This window comes from Bacillus sp. RC51, from assembly GCF_044908115.1.
Classification (GTDB): Bacteria; Bacillota; Bacilli; order Bacillales; family Bacillaceae_G; genus Bacillus_A; species Bacillus_A mycoides.
This window is the reverse complement of sequence record NZ_JBIYCW010000009.1, coordinates 147,689-168,211: the sequence shown is the minus strand read 5'-3', so window position 1 is coordinate 168,211 and position 20,523 is coordinate 147,689. Positions and strand designations below refer to the sequence as shown.

The 20,523-nt window shown below is 36.9% G+C and carries 18 protein-coding genes; 10 read left to right on the top strand and 8 right to left on the bottom strand.

The window, feature by feature from the left end; all coding sequences use genetic code 11:
* Nucleotides 1-29 precede the first annotated feature (29 nt).
* Together ABH959_RS18730 and ABH959_RS18725 are read left to right on the top strand one after the other, a co-directional pair.
* Nucleotides 30-1,019 carry a tRNA dihydrouridine synthase gene (locus ABH959_RS18730; RefSeq protein WP_404493049.1) on the top strand — a complete coding sequence of 330 codons (990 nt, stop codon included), beginning with the start codon at nt 30-32 and terminating at the stop codon, nt 1,017-1,019.
* A 214-nt stretch (nt 1,020-1,233) separates the two neighbouring features.
* The gene (locus ABH959_RS18725) at nt 1,234-3,252 is read left to right on the top strand and encodes a GAF domain-containing sensor histidine kinase (RefSeq protein WP_404493048.1); all 2,019 of its coding nucleotides are present in this window, start codon (nt 1,234-1,236) and stop codon (nt 3,250-3,252) included.
* A gap of 104 nt (nt 3,253-3,356) precedes the next feature.
* On the opposite strand, the gene ABH959_RS18720 is transcribed toward ABH959_RS18725, so the two are convergent.
* Nucleotides 3,357-4,268, bottom strand: coding sequence for an endonuclease NucS domain-containing protein (locus tag ABH959_RS18720; RefSeq protein ID WP_113938024.1), 912 nt, complete (start codon nt 4,266-4,268; stop codon nt 3,357-3,359).
* 230 nt (nt 4,269-4,498) lie between these two features.
* Between ABH959_RS18720 and ABH959_RS18715 the strand changes: the two genes are divergently transcribed.
* Nucleotides 4,499-5,017 carry a YehS family protein gene (locus tag ABH959_RS18715; RefSeq protein ID WP_113938022.1) on the top strand — a complete coding sequence of 173 codons (519 nt, stop codon included), beginning with the start codon at nt 4,499-4,501 and terminating at the stop codon, nt 5,015-5,017.
* 94 nt (nt 5,018-5,111) lie between these two features.
* On the top strand, nt 5,112-5,819 hold the full coding sequence (locus ABH959_RS18710; RefSeq protein WP_404493047.1) for a M48 family metallopeptidase: 708 nt from the start codon (nt 5,112-5,114) through the stop codon (nt 5,817-5,819).
* Nucleotides 5,820-5,888: 69 nt separating this feature from the next.
* Here ABH959_RS18710 and ABH959_RS18705 read toward each other — a convergent pair whose 3' ends face one another.
* Together ABH959_RS18705 and ABH959_RS18700 are read right to left on the bottom strand one after the other, a co-directional pair.
* Nucleotides 5,889-6,584 (bottom strand): GNAT family N-acetyltransferase, encoded by a 696-nt coding sequence (locus ABH959_RS18705; RefSeq protein WP_404493046.1) that lies wholly within the window; start codon nt 6,582-6,584, stop codon nt 5,889-5,891.
* Between the two features lie 14 nt (nt 6,585-6,598).
* A complete protein-coding gene (locus tag ABH959_RS18700; protein WP_219300436.1) occupies nt 6,599-7,708 on the bottom strand; it encodes a mandelate racemase/muconate lactonizing enzyme family protein in 1,110 nt (369 codons plus the stop codon).
* Between the two features lie 93 nt (nt 7,709-7,801).
* Between ABH959_RS18700 and ABH959_RS18695 the strand changes: the two genes are divergently transcribed.
* Nucleotides 7,802-9,079 carry a transcriptional regulator gene (locus ABH959_RS18695; protein ID WP_404493045.1) on the top strand — a complete coding sequence of 426 codons (1,278 nt, stop codon included), beginning with the start codon at nt 7,802-7,804 and terminating at the stop codon, nt 9,077-9,079.
* Here the strand turns inward: ABH959_RS18695 and nhaC are convergent.
* Nucleotides 9,076-10,497 carry a Na+/H+ antiporter NhaC gene (gene nhaC / locus ABH959_RS18690; RefSeq protein WP_016093442.1) on the bottom strand — a complete coding sequence of 474 codons (1,422 nt, stop codon included), beginning with the start codon at nt 10,495-10,497 and terminating at the stop codon, nt 9,076-9,078. The two genes, ABH959_RS18695 and nhaC, sit on opposite strands and share 4 nt — an antisense overlap.
* A gap of 288 nt (nt 10,498-10,785) precedes the next feature.
* Here nhaC and ABH959_RS18685 point away from each other — a divergent pair, with 288 nt between their 5' ends.
* Entirely contained in the window at nt 10,786-11,901 is a 1,116-nt protein-coding gene (locus ABH959_RS18685) for a M20 peptidase aminoacylase family protein (protein WP_002159466.1), read from the top strand.
* 153 nt (nt 11,902-12,054) lie between these two features.
* Complete coding sequence (locus ABH959_RS18680; protein WP_404493044.1) at nt 12,055-12,663, top strand: SAM-dependent methyltransferase; 609 nt, start codon at nt 12,055-12,057, stop codon at nt 12,661-12,663.
* Between the two features lie 50 nt (nt 12,664-12,713).
* Here ABH959_RS18680 and ahpF read toward each other — a convergent pair whose 3' ends face one another.
* Together ahpF and ahpC are read right to left on the bottom strand one after the other, a co-directional pair.
* Entirely contained in the window at nt 12,714-14,240 is a 1,527-nt protein-coding gene (ahpF, locus tag ABH959_RS18675; RefSeq protein ID WP_404493043.1) for an alkyl hydroperoxide reductase subunit F, read from the bottom strand.
* A gap of 14 nt (nt 14,241-14,254) precedes the next feature.
* Nucleotides 14,255-14,818: an alkyl hydroperoxide reductase subunit C gene (gene ahpC, locus ABH959_RS18670; protein ID WP_000924419.1), complete on the bottom strand. Its 564-nt coding sequence runs from the start codon at nt 14,816-14,818 to the stop codon at nt 14,255-14,257.
* Nucleotides 14,819-15,408: 590 nt separating this feature from the next.
* Between ahpC and mtnK the strand changes: the two genes are divergently transcribed.
* Genes mtnK through ABH959_RS18655 form a run of 3 tightly spaced genes read left to right on the top strand, consistent with a single transcriptional unit; the run spans nt 15,409 to nt 18,390 of the window.
* Nucleotides 15,409-16,638, top strand: coding sequence for an S-methyl-5-thioribose kinase (gene mtnK, locus ABH959_RS18665; RefSeq protein WP_404493042.1), 1,230 nt, complete (start codon nt 15,409-15,411; stop codon nt 16,636-16,638).
* 12 nt (nt 16,639-16,650) lie between these two features.
* Nucleotides 16,651-17,694 (top strand): S-methyl-5-thioribose-1-phosphate isomerase, encoded by a 1,044-nt coding sequence (mtnA, locus tag ABH959_RS18660; RefSeq protein ID WP_113938013.1) that lies wholly within the window; start codon nt 16,651-16,653, stop codon nt 17,692-17,694.
* A 54-nt stretch (nt 17,695-17,748) separates the two neighbouring features.
* Entirely contained in the window at nt 17,749-18,390 is a 642-nt protein-coding gene (locus ABH959_RS18655; RefSeq protein ID WP_002010177.1) for an L-fuculose-phosphate aldolase, read from the top strand.
* Between the two features lie 44 nt (nt 18,391-18,434).
* Here ABH959_RS18655 and ABH959_RS18650 read toward each other — a convergent pair whose 3' ends face one another.
* Entirely contained in the window at nt 18,435-19,442 is a 1,008-nt protein-coding gene (locus ABH959_RS18650; RefSeq protein WP_404493041.1) for a FecCD family ABC transporter permease, read from the bottom strand.
* Nucleotides 19,439-20,479, bottom strand: a complete 1,041-nt coding sequence (locus tag ABH959_RS18645) for a FecCD family ABC transporter permease (protein ID WP_002091286.1) — start codon at nt 20,477-20,479, stop codon at nt 19,439-19,441. Before ABH959_RS18645 ends, ABH959_RS18650 begins: the two co-directional genes overlap by 4 nt.
* Between the last annotated feature and the right edge of the window lie 44 nt (nt 20,480-20,523).

Genomic DNA, 20,523 nt, shown 5'->3' with positions numbered 1-20,523 from the left:
CATTCATATTGAGAGGATTTGAATTTGAAATGATAGATAATTTTTGGAATGATTTACCACGACCATTTTTCGTACTTGCACCAATGGAAGATGTGACAGATGTTGTTTTTCGTCACGTAGTAAGTGAAGCCGGCCGACCGGATGTATTTTTCACAGAGTTTACAAACTCGGATAGCTATTGTCATCCAGAAGGTATGAAAAGTGTACGTGGCCGTTTAATTTTTACAGAAGATGAACAGCCGATAGTCGCTCATATTTGGGGAGATACTCCTGAATATTTCCGCCAAATGAGTATTGGTATGGCAGAGCTAGGATTTAAAGGTATCGATATTAATATGGGCTGCCCTGTACCGAATGTAGCATCAAGAGGAAAAGGTAGTGGCCTTATTCTACGCCCAGACGTTGCGGCAGAACTTATTCAAGCAGCAAAAGCGGGCGGACTACCTGTCAGCGTAAAAACACGACTTGGCTTTAAAGAGTTAAGTGAGTGGGAGGATTGGTTAACGCACATTTTCAAACAAGATATTGCGAACCTTTCTATTCACTTACGTACAAGAGAAGAAATGAGCCAAGTAGATGCACACTGGGAACTAATTCCGGAAATTAAAAAATTACGTGACCGTATCGCACCAAATACGCTAATAACAATCAATGGAGACATTCCTGACCGTCAAACTGGAATGGAACTTGCTGAAAAATACGGTATTGATGGCGTTATGATCGGACGAGGTATCTTTAAAAATCCATTTGCTTTTGAAAAAGAGCCAAGAGAACATAGCAGTAAAGAACACCTTGATCTTCTAAGACTGCAGCTTGACCTTCAAGATCAATATGCAGAAGTACTACCACGCTCAATCACAGGGCTTCATCGCTTTTTCAAAATTTATGTAAAAGGCTTCCCTGGAGCTGCTGAACTAAGAAATCAATTGATGAACACGAAATCAACTGATGAAGTGCGTGCGTTGCTTGATAAGTTTGAGGCGAGTGTTGATGAGGATGGAGATAGTGAAACAGTGTAACTTTTGAAAGTTAGAGGGGATAGGGTGTAGCGATTTTATGAGTGTTTGTTTCATTTTAATTAAGGTGAACCGTATCATAAGTAAGTGAGGTATTCTATGTAAAACAAGGGTAAGAAAAGAATACAGGAGAAAATTGAAAATGGCAGGTTGGTCTTGATTTTCACTGATATTATCATGTTTATTTTATTATGCCTATAACTTGGAGGCTATGTGAATGTTAAGTGATCAGACGAGATATTCTAGGCTCGCGAATATAACAAAAATAATAAATACAAAATTAGAACTACGTGAAGTATTGCAGCGTGTAACAATGGCGATATCAGAGGAGATTGTTAGGTGCAACGCTGTTGGAATTTATTTACCCCAGGAAGATGGAACATTTAGAGGGTTTGCAGGAAAACCAGAGACCATAAATGGCGTAACGCTCGATACTCAGGTAATTGATCCTGAAATAGACTTACTGGCAAAAGAAGTTATTGAAACCAAAAAAACCATCTATATCCCTGATACCTCAAAGGATCATCGGCCGGATCCGAGACCAGTTAATGCGTTCAAAGTTAAGTCCTTATTAGCTCTGCCTATCTCATTTGGACAAGAGTTATTTGGTCTGGTTTTTTTATTTGATTATGGAGTTCCAATGAACTTAACAGATTCAGAGATTCAAAGTGTTGAAGCTTATGTAAATATGGCTGCGGTCGCAATTCAAAACGCAAATAATTTAACACAAAAGGAAAACCTTATTGCCGAGAAGCAGCTGTTACTAGATGTTACCCGTGATTTATCAATGTGTTCCTCGATACAGGAGAGTTTTGATAAATGTTTTTTTTACTTAGGACAGATTTTAGAGAGTAAAAACATGGCTGCCCACCTTTTAGACCCGCTAGACAAAACAACGATTAAAACAACGAAGTTAAGCAAGGACTGTGATTGGACAGAAGCGGATTGGATGGAGAAAAGCTATGAAGCCAAGATCCAAGAGGTTATTCAAATAAAAAATATAGATAGTAAGGGTCTACTGATGATTCCATTGTTTTCAATGGGAGAAGTATTAGGGGTAATCGTCGTTGGCAAAGAGGGAAAAGCTCACAATTACGATAATTCCCAAATTCAACTGGCAAAATCTATCGTTGATGCCACAGCTCCTACGTTTTCAAACTTGTTATATATGGATCAACTTGAAAGCATGGTGGAAGAGCGAACGAGAGAACTAGCTACTGCTAATGAAAAAGTTACAAGTGTGATTGAAATTATTACGGATGGATTCTTTACTTTGAATAATAAATGGGAATTTACGTACGTAAATAAGCATCAATATTTTCCACAAAGAAAAACAGCAAAAGATGTATTAGGTAAGAATATATGGGAGGTCTTCCCGAGTAGCGTCGACGCAGTTATGTATAAGGAATTTCATCGTGCAATGTCAGAGCGAATTACAGTTCATTTCGAATTTTTTTCTATCTCTGATGAATATTGGCACGAAGTTATTGCATACCCGTATGATGATGGTATTTGTTGTATTTTTAAAAACATAACGGAAAAAAAGCAATATGAGCAGGAATTGAAAAGGTTATCCAACATAGATTTAATAGGACAAATGGCAGCAGGTATCAGCCATGAGATTAGAAATCCAATGACAACAGTACGAGGGTTTTTGCAGTTATTAAAAGAAGAGCACACCTATGAGAAACATAATAAGTACTTTAATTTAATGATTGAAGAACTTGACCGTGCCAATTCTATTATTACTGAATTTCTCTCAATCGGTAATACAAGGAAATCGGATTTGCAGATGTTAGATTTAAATTCAATTATCCACGATATTATTCCTTTAATAAAGATTGATACGTATAATCAAAATAAATATATTCAAGTCGATACAAATGACATTCCAGAATTACTTTTAAATCGTAATGAGATACGGCAATTATTAATAAACCTATACCGTAATGGCTTAGAAGCGATGAGCACAGGGAAAATTCTAACCATTAGCACCTACAAGGAAGGTCAAAATTGTGTGGTGCTTGCAGTGCGGGATCAAGGAAAAGGTATCAGGCCTGAAGTATTAGAGAAACTAGGTACTCCATTTTACACAACCAAAGATAATGGAACTGGATTGGGGTTAGGTGTATGTTATGCCATTGCTGCCCGGCATAATGCGAAAATAGAAATTCAAACAGGATCGGAAGGCACTACCTTTTTTGTTAAATTTAATTATGAAAATAATGAACAATAACCTCATTTAGATTAGTTACGGTGAACCGTACCACAAATATTCATATTTTGAGTTGCATAAAAAAATGGACAAACCTATATTAGGTTTGTCCATTTTTAAGTATGTTAATTAATAGTAAATCCCCATCCGTAATTTCGCACGATTATCCTATCCTTTTTTGCTTTATTAATATCATCCTCAAAGGAAGGTGATGTCCCACTACCAACTAAAATACCTTTTACAGTATTTAATTTTAATTCTTCTTTACATAGTTTAATATAATGTTTAATTTGATTTAAAGCGTTTCTATCAATAGGGCCTTTCTTAATTTCTACTACAATAAATTCGTTATTAGTAGTATCTCTTAATAACAAATCTAAACGTGATTCATCTGAGAAGATATGCTGTGATTTTTCAATTGTATAGTTTGCATCAAGTATTGAAGGGTTAGAAATGATGAATTTCTCGATATCTCTTTCTAAAATTTGAAATACTTCTTCAGCGGTTAAAACTCTATTAGTAAGTCTACCCTTGGACTCATTTTGTTCAATTAAATCTAATAATAAATTGATATCAGATGGATTCAATTCTTTCCAAGTACGAAGAGCAGAAGAAATTGCACTTAATAAAGTTTGATTAGGATTAAGGTTTGCAGACCTGGATAATTTACTCAATAATTCAGGTGTAATTTCCAAAGGAACTTGAAGGACTTTAGATTGAATAGGATTTCCAAACGCAATACATTCGCTTGGTGTCAGTTGCTGAATCTCTTTCTTTAGGTGAGGATTATCATATTTATTCATGATTAAAAGATTCTGTTTGATATCTTTTACAAGCACGACTTCTTCGACCAGATAATATGCGGTTATACAGCGCTTGTTATGTATTGTTTTATGAAAGAATAGAAAATCTCCCTTTTGTACTTTTAGGAGCTTTTCGGTATTAGCCCCTGACTCTCCATATGTATATTCTGTTAGCATTGGGTCCTCATGTCCGAAGTTTCGTTCAGCATCTTTATAACCAATTAGATAATTCACTATTGATTCCCTCCCGTATGAACTCTAGTATCATTATAATTCAATTGGTTTAAAATGGATAATCCCAAGTGCCTAAACAACATATATTGCTGTTTTAAACTCATCCCCAAAAGCATTAATCCACCTAAGACTACAAAACCTACCTCTAAAATGTTAAAGTAGTAACTTAACGATATTAATTTATACATGCTAAAAGCATTACTATAATCAACATTTCAGGAGGAAATACAATGGCAATGAGCAACAACGATATATTAAAAAGAGTAAGATACGCTTTAGATATAAGAGATATAGATATGGTAGAAATCTTTGAACTTGGCGGGATGGAAGTAACGAAAGAGGACGTACTTGATATGCTTACAAAAGTAAAGAGAAGTCCACAACATGAAGCGGAAGATGATGATGTAATCGAAGATGAGTACGTATTAACATGCGACATGATGATGCTAGAGGCATTTTTTAATGGATTTATTATTTTAAAAAGAGGGAAGCAAGATCCGAAACCAGGGCAACCGGCACCTGTACAGAGCAAGGAGAGTGCGAATAACCTTCTTCTAAAGAAAATGAAAATCGCACTATCTTTAACGACTGAAGATGTGCTTGATATATTAGATAGCGTAGGCGTTATCGTAACAAAAGGAGAGTTAGGCGCTCTATTAAGAAAAAAAGGCCATAAGCATTACAAAGTGTGCGGCGATAGATACGCAAGGAATTTCATTAAGGGATTGGCTGTAAAGTATAGAGGATAATAAGTTCAGTGAAACAGTAAATGATATAATAGATAGAGTAGGGTGTTTGTGTCCTATTCTTTTTTATTTGTAAAATAATACACTAGGTGATGAAATGGTACATACATATTTAGGTGAGACAATTAATTTTCATATAACTTATAAGAAGAAAAAGTCGGTGCGTCTTTTGGTAGATTCGTACGGAAATGTGGAAGTGCAGGCTCCAAAGGGAACACCTGTTGAATACTTAGTCCAATTGTTAGAGGAGAAATGGGACTGGATTCAGGCAACACGTAAGGAAATGCAGGATCGAGCGCTTGGACCACAGGAAAAGGGTTATGATCAAGGAGAGGGCTTTCTGTATTTAGGGAATACGTATCCGATACAGATTTCTCAAGATGCAAGTATTACGCAAGACAATGCAGTTTTTGAAGGGGATAAGCTACACATTTATGTGAATGAGCTTAAGGATGAGAAAATCCAGCAGGCTTTAAAACGATTTTACTATAAGCAGTGCAAGGCATTAGTAGAGAAGAGTATTAAAGCGTATCAAAGTAACTTTAAAACAAAACCGCGTTCTATTCGTATTACAGATAGTAGTCGTACGTGGGGAACTTGTGATTCGAATTTACAGTTAACATTCAATTGGAAGCTAGCAATGGCACCTCAGAGGGTAATTGATTATGTAGTTGTTCATGAAATGTGTCATATGGTTCATTTAAATCATGATCGCTCTTTTTGGCGTCTTGTCGGGAAGATAATGCCTGATTATAAGGAAATGGAAAACTGGTTAGCGTTATCGAGTTGGAAGATGACGGTTTAGTTATTACTTTAGATTGTGGAATGAAATAAAGTAGAACCCTAATGAATTAGGGTTCTCTTTGTACATAGATTATCGTCCAAACTTCACAGTGAAAGTATCGTCTATTCTCTCCATCGCATACCCACGATACCCCTCTGAAAGTAACGCTTGCTTTTCACTAACATCACTCATCGGAACACTTTTAACATTCGTCCAATCTCTTTCTGTGTCCTTACGCAATTCCTTCACAAAAACATACCGCATACTACCGCCATACTTCTCCTTCAGCGCAGCAATTTCCATCCCTTGCGCAAACTTATCTTTTAAACTAGGGATGTTGAAAGGTGCAACGGTGCAACAAACATAGTCGTACTGGCTGTCTTCTTTTTGTAATTTATCCATGATGACTGTGGCTAATATTTTTTGCATGCCATTTCCTCGGCAGTTTGGATGAACGTTTGAGATTTCTTGATAGATGACGCGGTGTAGCTGACTTTCTGGTAGACCAATATCAAGCCCTAAATGTTCATCGTCGATAGGAGGGACTAGTAGGGCACGAAATGCGATGAGCTCGTTTTGTATAAACGCACCGATCATCATGCCGTTTCCTTCTAGAATGTATTGAAATTCTTCTAGCGAGAGTGGTTGTAAACGACCTTTATCTTCTAGCGCTTCAACTATAACGTTTTGTAATGATAAAATTTGTTCCATATGTTCTAAAGATAGTAATGTAACGTGAAATGAATCGTTGTTTTGTTTTAATTTTCCTTCGTAAAGAATCGTCATGCGTTAGTCCTCCTTTAGCGTACAACGTCTTGAAAGACGGTTAGTTCTTGTAATGTATCTTCGTTTATTTCAATGCCGAGTCCTGGTTTTTCGTTTAAGCGAATAAATGGTACGTCGTAATGTAAGTTTCCGATGTCTTTTGTGAATTTTAATGGTCCTGTTAGTTCGACGCTAGTAATGATTTTTTTTGAGAAAGCGACATGGAATCCAGCGGAAGAGGCAACAGATGATTCAACCATGGATCCAACTTGGCATTCAATACCTGCCATTTCAGCTTGATGAGCGAGTTTTACAGCTGGATATATGCCGCCGCATTTCATTAGTTTTATATTCACTTTATCAGCTGCGTCTAATTTAATAATTTGGCGCATTTCACGAGAGCCTTTTAGTCCTTCATCAATCATAAGCGGAAGGTCTGTTTTAGAACGAATGTGAGCCATTGCGTCAATATCATCCGCTATAACAGGTTGTTCAATCCAGTCAATGTTTAAATGACCTAATGAACGAAGTGCTGTTAATGTGTTTGCGCTATTTTTCCAGCCTTGGTTTACATCAACACGAATCGCGATATCATTTCCTACACGTTCACGTACAGCTTCAATTCGTTTTACATCTTCTTTTACATTTGTGCCGACTTTCATTTTGAAAGATTGGTAACCTTTCTTAATCATGGAAGCCGCTTCTTCAGCCATATTTTCTGAATCGGCGATACTTAAGACGTGAGTGACAGGAAATTCTTCATGGTAGCGTCCTCCAATTAATTGATATACAGGTTGATTTAGTTTTTTACCCAGTATATCAAAACAAGCGATATCAATCGCAGCTTTCGCAGTAGGAATACCGTAAATTGTATTGTCCATCATATCGTGTATTTTTTCGATATTCATTGGATTTTTCCCAATTAGAGCAGGAGCTAGTGTATGTTTTAAAACATGGAAAGTACTTTCCCATGATTCACCTGTAACGTGATCATCAGCAACGCCTTCACCGTAACCGATAATACCTTCATCTGTTTCCATTTTGACGATAATAGAAGGCATATCAGAATAAGAACCATAACTAATAACAAACGGATCGCGAAGCGGTAAACGAATTGCGTAAAGGTGAATAGCTGTAATTTTCATTGAATAAAGACCCCTTCCTGTTTACAATGGTTTTGTACATTTGATATAGTTGACGTTAAATAGTCGTTAATTAATGATAAGGAGTTAGAGAAAATGATGATAAAAATTGCAGTTGTCGGTTCAAAAGAGTTTATGGAGAATCTTTTACCTATTGCTCATAAACTAGAAGAGATAGAGATTGATCCATATATTTACCTTCACCCGGCAGAATCTTCTGAACTATTAAAGCGTTTAAAACCTTGTGATGTTATCTTTTTCTCGGGTGCCCTACCTTATTATATGGCAAAAGAAATAAGAGAACAATTACCAATTCCAAGTACGTACTTACAGCAAGACGAGACAACTGTCGCTTCTTCACTTCTTTCTATAATATATCATCAAAGTATTCAACCTCATAAAATTTCAATTGATTTAGTAGATCGTTCGTTTATTAAAAATGTGTTCCATGATATCGGTCTGAAAGAAACTCCGCAAGTGATGGATTATGAAAATGTGTTATGGAGTAATGATGAAATTAAGAGAATCATTGATTTTCATTTAGCTAAATATCAATCAGGAGAGGCTGATTTAGCTTTAACTAGTATTCACGCTGTCTACGATGAACTTCAAAAAATAGGTATTCCTTCAGAGCGTATGATAGATCCAACGCAATCAATTATACATGGATTAAAAGATGCAAAAATAAAAGCTGAGTTAGCAAAAAGCCGTTCAGCTACTGTTGGTGCTTGTATTATATCCTTTATAGAGTTACAAGAAAAATCGTTTGAACAATTAAATGTAATTTCAAAAGAATTACGTGGTTCATTTAAACAAGTTGATGAAATGACTTTTATTTTGTATACAACTCGTGGTGATATCGAATCGAGTACAAAAACAAATACGATAGATCTTTTATTTACGAATATAGAAGGAGCTGTATCTATTGGATTTGGTTACGGAAAAACAGTAAATGAAGCGGAACAAAATGCAAAAATCGCTCAAGGTTTCGCAAAAAATAATCCGATAGAACGCTGCTTTTATATACTAACAAGTGATAAAGAATTATTTGGTCCGTTCCCGAAAGAACAGAGAGTACAAAGTTTAAAAAACGATAATCCAGAATTAATGAAAATAGCGAAGGAAACGAAGCTTAGCCCTGCAAACTTGTCAAAAATTATTCAGTTTAGTCAATCGCATCCATCATTGAAATTTACAGCGGCGGATCTTTCTGAGTACTTACAAGTGACTAGGCGATCGACGGAAAGGCTGTTAAAGAAATTAGTTGATTACAGATATGCCAATATTTGCGGCGAGGAAATGCCCTATCAACAAGGGCGCCCTCGCGCAATATATGAGCTGAATTTACCATTGTATTCGTTTCAAAAATTTTAAGCTTCTAGTTGCGCTTTTTGTTTTTTCAATAGGTCTGCTTTTTCAATATCCGATAGCTTCGTAATTGTGAAGCCAGTTATACCATAAATGATTGAAATAATAGGTACGATGAAATTCAATATAGCATAAGGAGCATATTCGAATGCGCCTACACCAAGTGTTGCGAGTATGAATACACCACATGTATTCCAAGGTACGAAAACAGAAGTTAATGTTCCACCATCTTCTAATGCTCTGGATAAATTTTTAGAATGTAGTCCTTTTTCTGTGTACGCATTTGCATACATTCTTGAAGGAACAACAATCGAAATATATTGTTCAGAGCAAGTAAGATTCGTTGCAAAGCAAGATGCGATAGTAGAAGCGATAAGTCCCTTTGCTGATGTCGCTAATTTTAAAATTTGATTTACAATTGAGCGAAGAATGCCAGTATGTTCTAGTACTCCTCCGAAAGTCATAGCGACAATTGTCATAGAAACTGTATTCATCATAGAGCTTAAGCCACCACGGTTAAATAGTTCGTCTACTAGCTTATTTCCAGTGTCTATAACAAATCCACTTTGGAGTGCACCGACAGCTGATGAGACAGAACCACCTTGAATAAAGACTTGTGATAAGAATCCTAAAATAACACCTACGAGAATAGCTGGTATAGCAGGGACTTTTTTAGCGACCAATACCATAACAACTACTGGTATAATTAATAGAAAAGGTGAGATAACAAAGTTTTGTTGCAATACTTGTAACGTTTGATCGATGCTTTTTGAATCAATATTGTTATCGCCAAAGCTTCTTCCTAAGAACGCATAAACGATAAGAGTAATAATTAAACCTGGAATTGTAGTAAATAACATGTGACGAATATGTGTGAATAAATCTGTATTTGTTAATCCTGCGGCTAAGTTTGTCGTGTCTGAAAGCGGTGACATTTTATCGCCAAAATAAGAACCGGAAATTATAGCACCGGCAACCATTGGAGCTGGGATTCCCATACTTAGGCCAATTCCCATTCCAGCAACACCAATTGTTCCCATTGTAGACCAGGAGCTACCGATTGCTAATGCAACGATAGAACAAATAATTGTAATTGAAACTAAAAATAGTGATGGAGTTAAAAGTTTTAAGCCGTAATAAATCATAGTAGCGACGATTCCACCGCCAATCCAAGCACCGATCGTTAAACCTACTAGAATAATGATAACGATAGCGGGTAATGCAAGGCGAATTCCTTTATACATCGATTCTTCAATGTCATTCCATTTGTAACCGTATCGCCAAGCGACGATAGAAGCAACGGTTGTACCGATAATAAGTGGGACGTGAGGGCTTTGTTTTAATACAACAATTGTAACCATCATAACTGCAACTGTAATGATAATAGGGATTATTGCTATGCCAAAAGGTATTTCTCTTTTCATAAACTGCCTCCTCATTATGTATGTTTGTATTTTTAGAATTGTCGCAAAATAGACGTTTATTAAGTTATAATAACTAAAGATATATGCAAGCGTCAACAAAAAACAGAAAATAAGGAATGTTCTATCTGTATAAATATCTTTATAAAATGAGTAAATATTGGTATTAATAGCATTTTAAAATAAATAATTGACTTTTTTCTTAAAATTCAATATGTTCATAAAAACATCTGTTTTTTCAGAAATATAATTAACTTTAATGGTTTGTAATTTGGGAAGGAGAATGAAAAGTTGAAAACATTAGAACTACAAGAGCGTTTAACTGAAATTTTTCAGCATTTACATGAAAACCCTGAAGTAAGTTGGAAGGAATATGAAACGACAGCTTATATTACTAACTTTCTAAAAGAAGAAGGAATTTCATATAAAATATTTGATGATTGCCCTGGCGTGATTGCTGAAATCGGAAGAGGGAATCCAGTTATCGCGATTCGTGCTGATATGGATGCACTATGGCAAGAAGTAGACGGAGAATTTAAAGCGAATCACTCATGCGGCCACGATGCTCATATGACAATTGTGATGGGCCTTATTTTACAATTGAAAAATATGAGATGGGATAGCGGTACTGTTAGATTTATTTTTCAGCCGGCAGAGGAAAAAGGAAATGGTTCCTTAAAGATGGTAGAGAAGGGCGCCGTGGATGATGCAGATTTCTTATTTGGTGTTCATTTAAGGCCAATTGAAGAACTGCCTTTGAAACAAGCTGCACCATCTATTCGTCACGGAGCTGCAGGATTTTTAGAAGGGATGATTCATGGAGATGATGCACACGGGGCACGCCCACATCAAGGTATAAATGCAATTGATGTCATTTCGATGATCAATATTGGATTGAAAAATATATGGTTACCGCCGCAGACGTCTTATTCTGTTAAGATGACGAGATGCCAAGCTGGTGGTGATAATCTAAATATTATTCCAGGTAACGGGCACTTTAGTTTAGATGTAAGAGCAGAAAATAACATATTACTAGATGAATTGAAGCGAAAAATAGAGCAAGTAATTCAGTCAGCTGAATCAATGGGATCTAAACTTTCTTATGAGTGGATCGATCTCGCACCAGGAGCTGAAGTGTCAGAAGAAGCTGAGCGTTTCATGCGGAAAGGTATTCTTGAAGTGTACGGGGAAGAGGGATGTACTGGACCACTGTATACGACAGGAAGCGATGATTTCCATTACTATACAGTGAAAAGACCCCATTTAAAAGCTGTCATGCTTGGACTAGGGGCGAACTTACAACCTGGATTACACCATCCGTATATGAAGTTTGATCATAGCTGTATAATGGATGGAGTAGAAATATTGAAACAAACTGTATTGAAAGTATTAGAAGACAGGGGCTAGAAAGCTCCTGTTTTTTTGGGTAGGAAGTTGTTGTTAAGTCGATATATTCGATTTCGCGATAATATAATTTCACGTACCAATTAATTTGATGAAAATGAGCATTCAGTACATGGTGTATAATAATAAGTACCATTTCTTAATAGGAGAAGACGAATGAACGAACAATATTACGATGCTGTATTACATATAAAAACTGTCGGTGAGCAAAGAGGATTTAATAAGTCTATGCATTATCACCGTTATGAACCGACGCCATATAGCGGATTAGATGAGTTATTGAATCAATATGAAATAACAAGTAGCGATCGAATTGTAGACTTTGGGTGCGGAAAAGGACGATTAAACTTTTACATGCACCATAAGTGTGGTGCTTCAGCGGTTGGGATTGAAATGAATGAAGAGTTTTATAAAGAAGCGATGGAAAACCGTGAGCGTTATGCCAGGAAGGTAAAAAACAGTAAAGATAAAATTGGGTTTGAATGTTGTTTAGCACAGGAATATGAGATTGATCCACGTGATAACCGATTTTATTTCTTCAATCCATTTTCTGTACAAGTGTTTATGAACGTAGTAAATAACATTTTGCTTTCAGTGGAAGCGGTGGAGAGAGAAATTGATATTATTTTATACTACCCTTCTGAAGATTATATTTTCTTCTTGGAGAATCAGACTGCTTTTGAATTGAAGAGAGAAGTTAGATTACCGGGTGCTTATGAGAAGAATGGGAATGAGAGATTTTTAGTTTATACATTAGGATTATAAAAAAAGCAGGTGCCTTGGCACCTGCTTTTTTAAAACTCACGTCTATATAATTAGTTACGGATTAAGTAATCAAATGCACCTAAAGCTGCATTCGCACCTGAACCCATAGAGATGATGATTTGTTTGTACGGATTATTTGTACAGTCACCTGCACCAAACACTCCTGGTACGTTTGTAGCGCCGTGCTTGTCTGTTACGATTTCACCGCGAACGCGTTCAACTGTTTCGCCTAACCAGTCTGTGTTTGGCACGAGACCGATTTGAACGAATACACCTTGTAATTCAACATGGTGTACTTCTTCAGTTTCACGATCGATGTAAGAAATACCGTTTACTTTATCAGTACCAGTGATTTCTTTCGTTTGAACGTTTTTCAGAACAGTTACGTTAGGTAAGCTGTTAAGACGTTCTTGTAATACAGCATCAGCTTTTAATTCTGGCATGAATTCAAGAACAGTTACGTGCTTAACAATACCTGCTAAGTCGATAGCTGCTTCAATACCAGAGTTACCACCGCCGATAACCGCTACATCTTTTCCGATGAATAATGGACCGTCACAGTGTGGGCAGTATGCTACACCTTTGTTTTTGAACTCAGCTTCACCCGGTACGCCAACATTACGCCAGCGAGCACCTGTTGAAACGATTACGCTCTTACTTTTCAGAATAGCGCCGTTTTCAAGTTCCACTTCAATAAGTTCTTTTTTCTCTAAACGTTTCGCACGTTGTAGATTCATTACATCGATGTCGTATTCTTTTACGTGCTCTTCAAGGCTTGCTACTAGCTTAGGACCTTCAGTGTGTTTTACGCTGATGAAGTTCTCAATACCCATAGTATCCATTACTTGGCCACCGAAGCGCTCAGCAACGATACCAGTGCGGATGCCTTTACGTGCTGCATAAATTGCTGCACTTGCACCAGCTGGGCCGCCACCAACAACAAGAACATCGTATGGATCTTTATCAGAAAGCTCTGATGCATCTAGACCGTTACCCATTTTAGCTAAAATTTCTTCAAGTGTCATACGACCGCTTCCGAAAGATTCGCCGTTTAGGTAAACAGTTGGTACTGCCATGATGTCTTTACTTTCTACTTCCTCTTTAAATGCAGCGCCATCAATCATAGTATGTGTAATACTAGAGTTTAGAACGCTCATCACGTTAAGAGCTTGTACAACATCAGGACAGTTATGACAACTTAGGCTGATATAAGATTCAAAATGATATTCGCCTTGAATGTTTTTGATTTGATCGATTAATTTTTGTTCAACTTTTGGAGCACGTCCACTAACTTGTAGTAAAGCTAACACTAATGAAGTAAATTCGTGTCCTAATGGAATACCAGCGAATACGACACCAGTTTCTTCACCAGGGCGATTTACGCTAAAGCTTGGTGTTCTCTCTAGTTCAACTTTTTCTACTGTAATCTTAGATGACATAGTAGCTAATTCATCTACTAGAGATAACATATCTTTAGATACGTTATCGTCTCCTGCGCTTACTTTAAGTAAAATATCGTTCTCCATTAACTGAAGGTATTGGGATAGTTGTGTTTTTATATCTGCATCTAGTATCATTTTGATCGAACTCCTTAGATTTTGCCTACAAGGTCAAGGCTTGGTTTAAGTGTTGCAGAACCCTCTTGCCATTTAGCTGGGCAAACTTCACCTGGGTTGTTACGTACGTATTGAGCTGCTTTAATTTTGTTAACAAGGATGCTTGCGTCACGGCCGATACCGTCAGCATTGATTTCCATAGATTGGATAATGCCGTCTGGATCGATGATGAATGTACCACGAGCAGCAAGACCTTCTTCTTCCATTAAAACGTTGAAGTTTGTAGTGATTGTGCGAGTTGGGTCACCAATCATAATGTATTCGATTTTGCCGATAGTTTCTGAGCTATCATGCCATGCTTTGTGAGTGAAGTGAGTGTCTGTAGATACAGAGTATACTTCAACGCCTAAGTCTTTTAGAGTTGCGTATTGGTTTTGTAAGTCTTCAAGTTCAGTTGGACAAACGAATGTGAAGTCTGCTGGGTAGAAACAAACTACGCTCCATTTTCCTTTTAAACTTTCGTCAGTAACTTGGATAAATTCTCCATTATGGTAAGCATTAGCTTTAAACGGTTTTACTTCTGTGCCGATTAATAACATATTAAAATTCCTCCTAAAGGTTGGTTTTGAGCATCGGAAATTAGTTTGCTCATAAAATATATTTTTTAATTAACTATAATAATTCTAATTCGATATTAATTATCATATAGAAGTGGTTATTTTGTCAAGAGAATAAACCAACTTTATACCAATTTAATTAATATTTATTCTCAATTAAGGCTGCTAGGGAATTAAAAGGTAATTTTCAAGTCATAAATTTTCAATGAGTGTTTGAAAGAGTAGTGTGTATGTTAGAGACATAGTGTAAGTATAAATTCTTAGGAAGGAAATATTTCTTAGAAGTTGTGGATTTGAAAAGGAACTGCTTACTTCTATTTTACAAAGAATTGTGCAATAAATAAAACAAAATGTATCGGAATCTTTGTGAACAATTATTGTCATCATAAATATATATAATAAGAAGTATATTGCAATGAGAAATAGAAACATTGACGCTCATTTCTAACAAGATATAATAAAAGCGAGATATGTATTGCAATAGAGAAGATATAGTATAGATTGAAAAAGTTTCAGTCTATTATTTTTTACGGCTTTTAGAAAACGTTTACATTTGGTATGGAGGGGAAACCATGTCTAAGTTCACGAAGTATTTTTTAATGGAAGCTAAAGATGTGATTGCATATGTGCAAGAGAAATTACCTAAGTTCGAGCATGCAAAGGGGCTAAAGTGTAAAGAAATAGGTGATGGTAATTTAAATTATGTGTTCCGCGTTTGTGATGAACAGAAGAGTATTTCTGTCATTGTAAAACAAGCTGGGGATACAGCGCGTATTTCAGATGAGTTTAAGTTGTCGACGAATCGAATCCGTATAGAATCAGATGTTTTACGATTAGAAGGAGAATTAGCACCTGGACTCGTGCCAAATGTATATTTGTTCGATAGTGTGATGAATTGTTGCGTGATGGAAGATTTATCAGATCACACAATATTGCGTACAGCACTCATAAATCATCAAATGTTTCCGAGGCTTGCTGATGATTTAACTACTTTTATGGTAAATACTCTTCTATTAACATCAGATGTTGTAATGAATCATAAAGAGAAGAAGGAACTCGTGAAGAATTATATAAATCCTGAGTTATGTGAGATTACAGAGGACCTCGTATATTCAGAGCCATTCACAAACCATAATAAACGCAACGAATTGTTTCAATTAAATGAAGGATGGATTAGGGAGCATATTTATAGTGATAAAGAGCTTCGTATGGAAGTAGCAAAACTTAAGTTTTCGTTTATGACGAATGCACAAGCGCTACTTCACGGTGATTTACATACTGGTTCTGTTTTTGTAAAAAGTGATTCTACAAAGGTTATTGATCCTGAATTTGCTTTTTATGGACCTATGGGATATGACGTTGGGAATATAATGGCGAATTTAATGTTTGCATGGGTGAATGCAGATGCAGTGATGCAATCTGGTATTGAGAAAGATACATATATGAACTGGATAGAATCTACCATGATAGATGTAATTGATTTATTTAAGAAGAAGTTTTTAGATGCTTGGGATATTCATGTGACAGAGATTATGGCGAAGGAAGAAGGCTTTAACCGAGTTTATTTACAATCTGTATTAGAGGATACAGCTGCAGTGACGGGTCTTGAGTTAATTCGTCGTATTGTTGGTCTAGCGAAGGTAAAGGATATGACTTGTATTGAGAATGAAGAGGCGCGTGCTAGAGCGGAGCGAATTTGTCTTCAGACAGCGAAGAAGTTTATTTTACAAGCGAATCAATATAAAACAGGTAGCAGCTTTGTAGAAACGTTAAAAAAACAGTCAATGCATAGTGCGAAATAAGGGGAGAAGATGATGGCAGAGCAATTAATACCAATTCAGTGGAAAGATGATGCTTTAGTGTTATTGGATCAAACGGTATTACCGAACGAAATAGTCTATGAATCTTTTAAAACGGCTGAGGGTGTGTGGGATGCGATTCAAGTAATGAAAGTACGAGGAGCGCCGGCAATAGGTGTTTCAGCAGCCTACGGTGTGTATTTAGGAGTAAAGGAAGTTGCGGAAAGTTCGGCGGAAGAATTCATAGCGCAAGTAAAAAAGGTATGTGCATACTTAGCGACATCAAGACCGACGGCAGTAAATTTATTTTGGGCGCTTGAAAGAATGGAAAGTGTCGCGAAAGAGAATGCTCACTTATCAATTGCGCAGTTGAAAGATAGATTATTAGAAGAAGCAAAAGAGATTCATAGAGAAGATGAAGAAATTAACCGTCAAATTGGAGAACATGCATTAACATTATTCCATGATGGCATGGGGGTATTAACGCATTGTAATGCAGGTGCGTTAGCAACGACTAAGTATGGTACTGCGACAGCTCCAATGTACTTAGCGAAAGAAAAAGGATGGGACTTAAAAATCTATTCCGATGAAACACGCCCTAGATTACAAGGTTCAACGTTAACGGCATTAGAACTGCAGCGAGCGGGAATTGATGTAACGGTCATTACAGATAATATGGCAGCAATGGTCATGTCACAAGGGAAAATTGATGCGGTAATCGTTGGATGTGACCGCGTAGCAGCAAATGGGGATGTAGCAAATAAAATTGGAACATTAGGCGTATCTATTTTAGCTAAATACTACAACATTCCGTTTTATGTAGCAGCACCAACGCCGACAATTGATTTGAAAACACTGACAGGAAAAGAAATTCCAATTGAAGAAAGGGATGCTTCTGAAGTGATCAATCGTTTCGGACAATACTCTGCTCCGCAAGAAAGTAAAGTATACAATCCGGCATTTGATGTCACGCCATATGAAAATATAACAGCGATTATTACGGAAAAAGGAATTGTGAGAGCACCGTTTATGGAGAATTTAAAAAAGCTATTTCAATAAGTAGATAGTTTTTAGAAAAATAGTCATCATAAGTTTCTTACTAGGGGGATGTATATGTTACTGCAAAAAGAAAGAGAAGAAGTTGTAGCGTACGGAAAGAAAATGATTTCTAGTGGTTTAACAAAGGGGACTGGCGGTAATATTAGTATTTTCAATCGTGAACAAGGTCTTGTTGCAATTAGCCCAAGTGGTCTAGATTATTATGAAACGACGCCTGAAGATGTAGTTATATTGAATTTAGATGGTGAAGTGATAGAAGGAGAGAGAAAACCATCAAGCGAATTAGATATGCACCTTATCTATTATAGAAATCGTGAAGATATAAATGCGCTTGTACATACACATTCTCCTTATGCGAAGACAATCGCATCATTAGGATGGGAACTTCCTGCTGTATCATATTTAATTGCTTTTGCAGGTCCGAATGTTCGCTGTGCACCATATGAAACATTTGGTACGAAGCAATTAGCAGAGGCTGCTTTTGAAGGAATGATTGATCGTCGTGCAGTTTTACTTGCGAATCATGGTTTAATGGCTGGTGCAAATAATATAAAAATGGCGTTTACTATTGCAGAAGAAATAGAGTTTTGTGCTCAAATTTATTATCAAACGAAAAGTGTCGGAGAACCGAAATTACTGCCAGAAGACGAGATGGAGAATTTGTCGAAGAAGTTTGAAGGGTATGGACAGCAGTAGAATGAAATGAAAACACCCTCAAGAAAAAATCTTGAGGGTGTTTCTTACACTTTCTTAAGCAACAAATACATAAAGTAAGGTGCACCAATTAAAGCAACGACAATACCAGCTGGAATACCGCTAGGTTCGACGATATTTCGTCCAATTGTATCCGCTAGTAGTAATAACCATCCGCCGATTAAAACGGCGATAGGGATGAATATTTGATGCCTTGGACCTACTAAAGATTTGGCGATGTGAGGAGCCATAAGTCCGATAAAGCTAATGCCTCCTGTTACGGAAACAGCAGCGGCAGCAAGTGCAACGGCTGCGATTAATAAGTATCTTCGTTCTTTTTCAATTTCAATTCCAACACCGATTGCTACTGGTTCGTTTAATGCTAGTATATTTAATCGATTTGCTTTATAGAAGACAAATGGGATCAATACGATTAGCCATGGAAGCATTGCTAAAACAAATGTCCAGTCATCTCCCCAAATGTTTCCGGCAATCCATTTAGCGATAAAGTCTACTTTCATACGATCTGCAGATGAAATAAGTACAATCATCGCGCCAGATAGTGCAAAGGAAAAACCGATGCCGGTTAATGTTAATCTTATTGGCTGAAGGCCTGTGGATTTGCTATATGAAAATACGTAAATTAGAACAGCTGTTAGAAACGCACCGATAAATCCAACGACTGGTAGTAGGTAAAGAAATGAACCTACGTCTATCGGGAAATATAGAAAGAAAGCAGAAACTGCAACACCAGCACCAGCGTTAATGCCGAGAATACCAGGTTCAGCTAAATCGTTTCGGGTAATACCTTGTAATATAGCACCTGATAAAGCGAGTGCCATACCGGCTAATAATGTAATGACGATTCTAGGTAGCCTTAAAGAATATAAAACGAATTCTTCTTTAAATGTACCTTGTCCCATAAGTGTTGGGATTAATCTGTCATAGGAGAGAGCGGCAGAACCGAGTCCCATTCCAATTACAATTGTTGTGATGGTAAGTATGAGTAATGCAAGTATGATAAGGCGTTGTTTCTTTAGAATAGATTGCATCATGAGAAAGTTCTTCCTCCTTTACGTACAATAAATAGGAAGAATGGTAATCCTACAATTGCGACGATTGCAGCAACTGGTGTTTCATACGGAGCGTTAATTGTACGTCCGATTGTGTCTGCGAGCAGCATAAAGGAAGCACCAGCAATCGCTGACATCGGTATAACAAAACGGTAATCTGGTCCAACGATTGGACGAACCATATGGGGTACCATAAGGCCGATAAATGCCATGTTTCCGACAAGTGCTACAGAAGCACCAGCAAGCAAGATAATAATGATAAATAAAATCGTTTTAATAACGATTATTTTTTGACCGAGTCCAACGGCAACTTCTTCACTGAAACTAAGAACTGTTAATTTCTTTGCAAGTAAGATAGCGATAAATATACTTATTGAAATAACCGGAATAATAATTTTTAATTGGCTCCAACTCGTTCCAATTACGCCCCCAGCCGTCCACATTGATACATCTTGTGAAATTTTAAAGTAAATGCCAACACCTTCTGAGATTGCAAGTAGAAATGCTGAAACAGCAGCACCAGCTAATACAATTCGAAGAGGGGAAAGTCCGCCCTTTTTCACCATGCCAATTCCAAATACCATAATAGCGCCAATTGCAGCACCGATAAAGCAAGCTAGTGTTAAGTAAAGGTAGCTTATAGAAGGATTGAAGGCAAGTGTTAGTGCAAGTGCAGCATTTGCGCCACCAGTTAGGCCAAGTAATCCAGGATCGGCAAGTGGGTTTCGCGTTAATCCTTGCATAATTGCACCAGAAACAGCGAGTCCAGCTCCTACAAAAATAGCAGCAACTTCACGTGGTAAACGTATTTCACGAAGGATGGATAGTTTATCTCCTTTAGCAGAGGAAGTAAGTGCTAACCATACGTCTTTTATAGAAGTATCTGCAGCGCCTAACACCATTGCAAACATAAAAATAAGAAAGAATGCAATGATACTCAAAATTAATTTGTATGTAAAAGCGTTGGAACGTAGGTTGTCTTGCTCTTTTTTCATTCGTTTCACATCTTTTCTTTTCATAGAATAAAGGAAGAGGAATTCTTAAATTAAGAATTCCTCATGTT

Bases quoted from the DNA above. Each gene is read 5' to 3' on its own strand.
- ahpF (WP_404493043.1), bottom strand. From the start codon at position 14,240: ATGATACTAGATGCAGATATAAAAACACAACTATCCCAATACCTTCAG.
- mtnA (WP_113938013.1), top strand. From the start codon at position 16,651: ATGGCAGAGCAATTAATACCAATTCAGTGGAAAGATGATGCTTTAGTG.
- ABH959_RS18645 (WP_002091286.1), bottom strand. From the start codon at position 20,479: ATGAAAAGAAAAGATGTGAAACGAATGAAAAAAGAGCAAGACAACCTA.
- mtnK (WP_404493042.1), top strand. From the start codon at position 15,409: ATGTCTAAGTTCACGAAGTATTTTTTAATGGAAGCTAAAGATGTGATT.
- ABH959_RS18705 (WP_404493046.1), bottom strand. From the start codon at position 6,584: ATGACGATTCTTTACGAAGGAAAATTAAAACAAAACAACGATTCATTT.
- ABH959_RS18700 (WP_219300436.1), bottom strand. From the start codon at position 7,708: ATGAAAATTACAGCTATTCACCTTTACGCAATTCGTTTACCGCTTCGC.
- nhaC (WP_016093442.1), bottom strand. From the start codon at position 10,497: ATGAAAAGAGAAATACCTTTTGGCATAGCAATAATCCCTATTATCATT.
- ABH959_RS18730 (WP_404493049.1), top strand. From the start codon at position 30: ATGATAGATAATTTTTGGAATGATTTACCACGACCATTTTTCGTACTT.
- ABH959_RS18725 (WP_404493048.1), top strand. From the start codon at position 1,234: ATGTTAAGTGATCAGACGAGATATTCTAGGCTCGCGAATATAACAAAA.
- ABH959_RS18655 (WP_002010177.1), top strand. From the start codon at position 17,749: ATGTTACTGCAAAAAGAAAGAGAAGAAGTTGTAGCGTACGGAAAGAAA.
- ahpC (WP_000924419.1), bottom strand. From the start codon at position 14,818: ATGTTATTAATCGGCACAGAAGTAAAACCGTTTAAAGCTAATGCTTAC.
- ABH959_RS18680 (WP_404493044.1), top strand. From the start codon at position 12,055: ATGAACGAACAATATTACGATGCTGTATTACATATAAAAACTGTCGGT.
- ABH959_RS18715 (WP_113938022.1), top strand. From the start codon at position 4,499: ATGGCAATGAGCAACAACGATATATTAAAAAGAGTAAGATACGCTTTA.
- ABH959_RS18650 (WP_404493041.1), bottom strand. From the start codon at position 19,442: ATGATGCAATCTATTCTAAAGAAACAACGCCTTATCATACTTGCATTA.
- ABH959_RS18710 (WP_404493047.1), top strand. From the start codon at position 5,112: ATGGTACATACATATTTAGGTGAGACAATTAATTTTCATATAACTTAT.
- ABH959_RS18695 (WP_404493045.1), top strand. From the start codon at position 7,802: ATGATGATAAAAATTGCAGTTGTCGGTTCAAAAGAGTTTATGGAGAAT.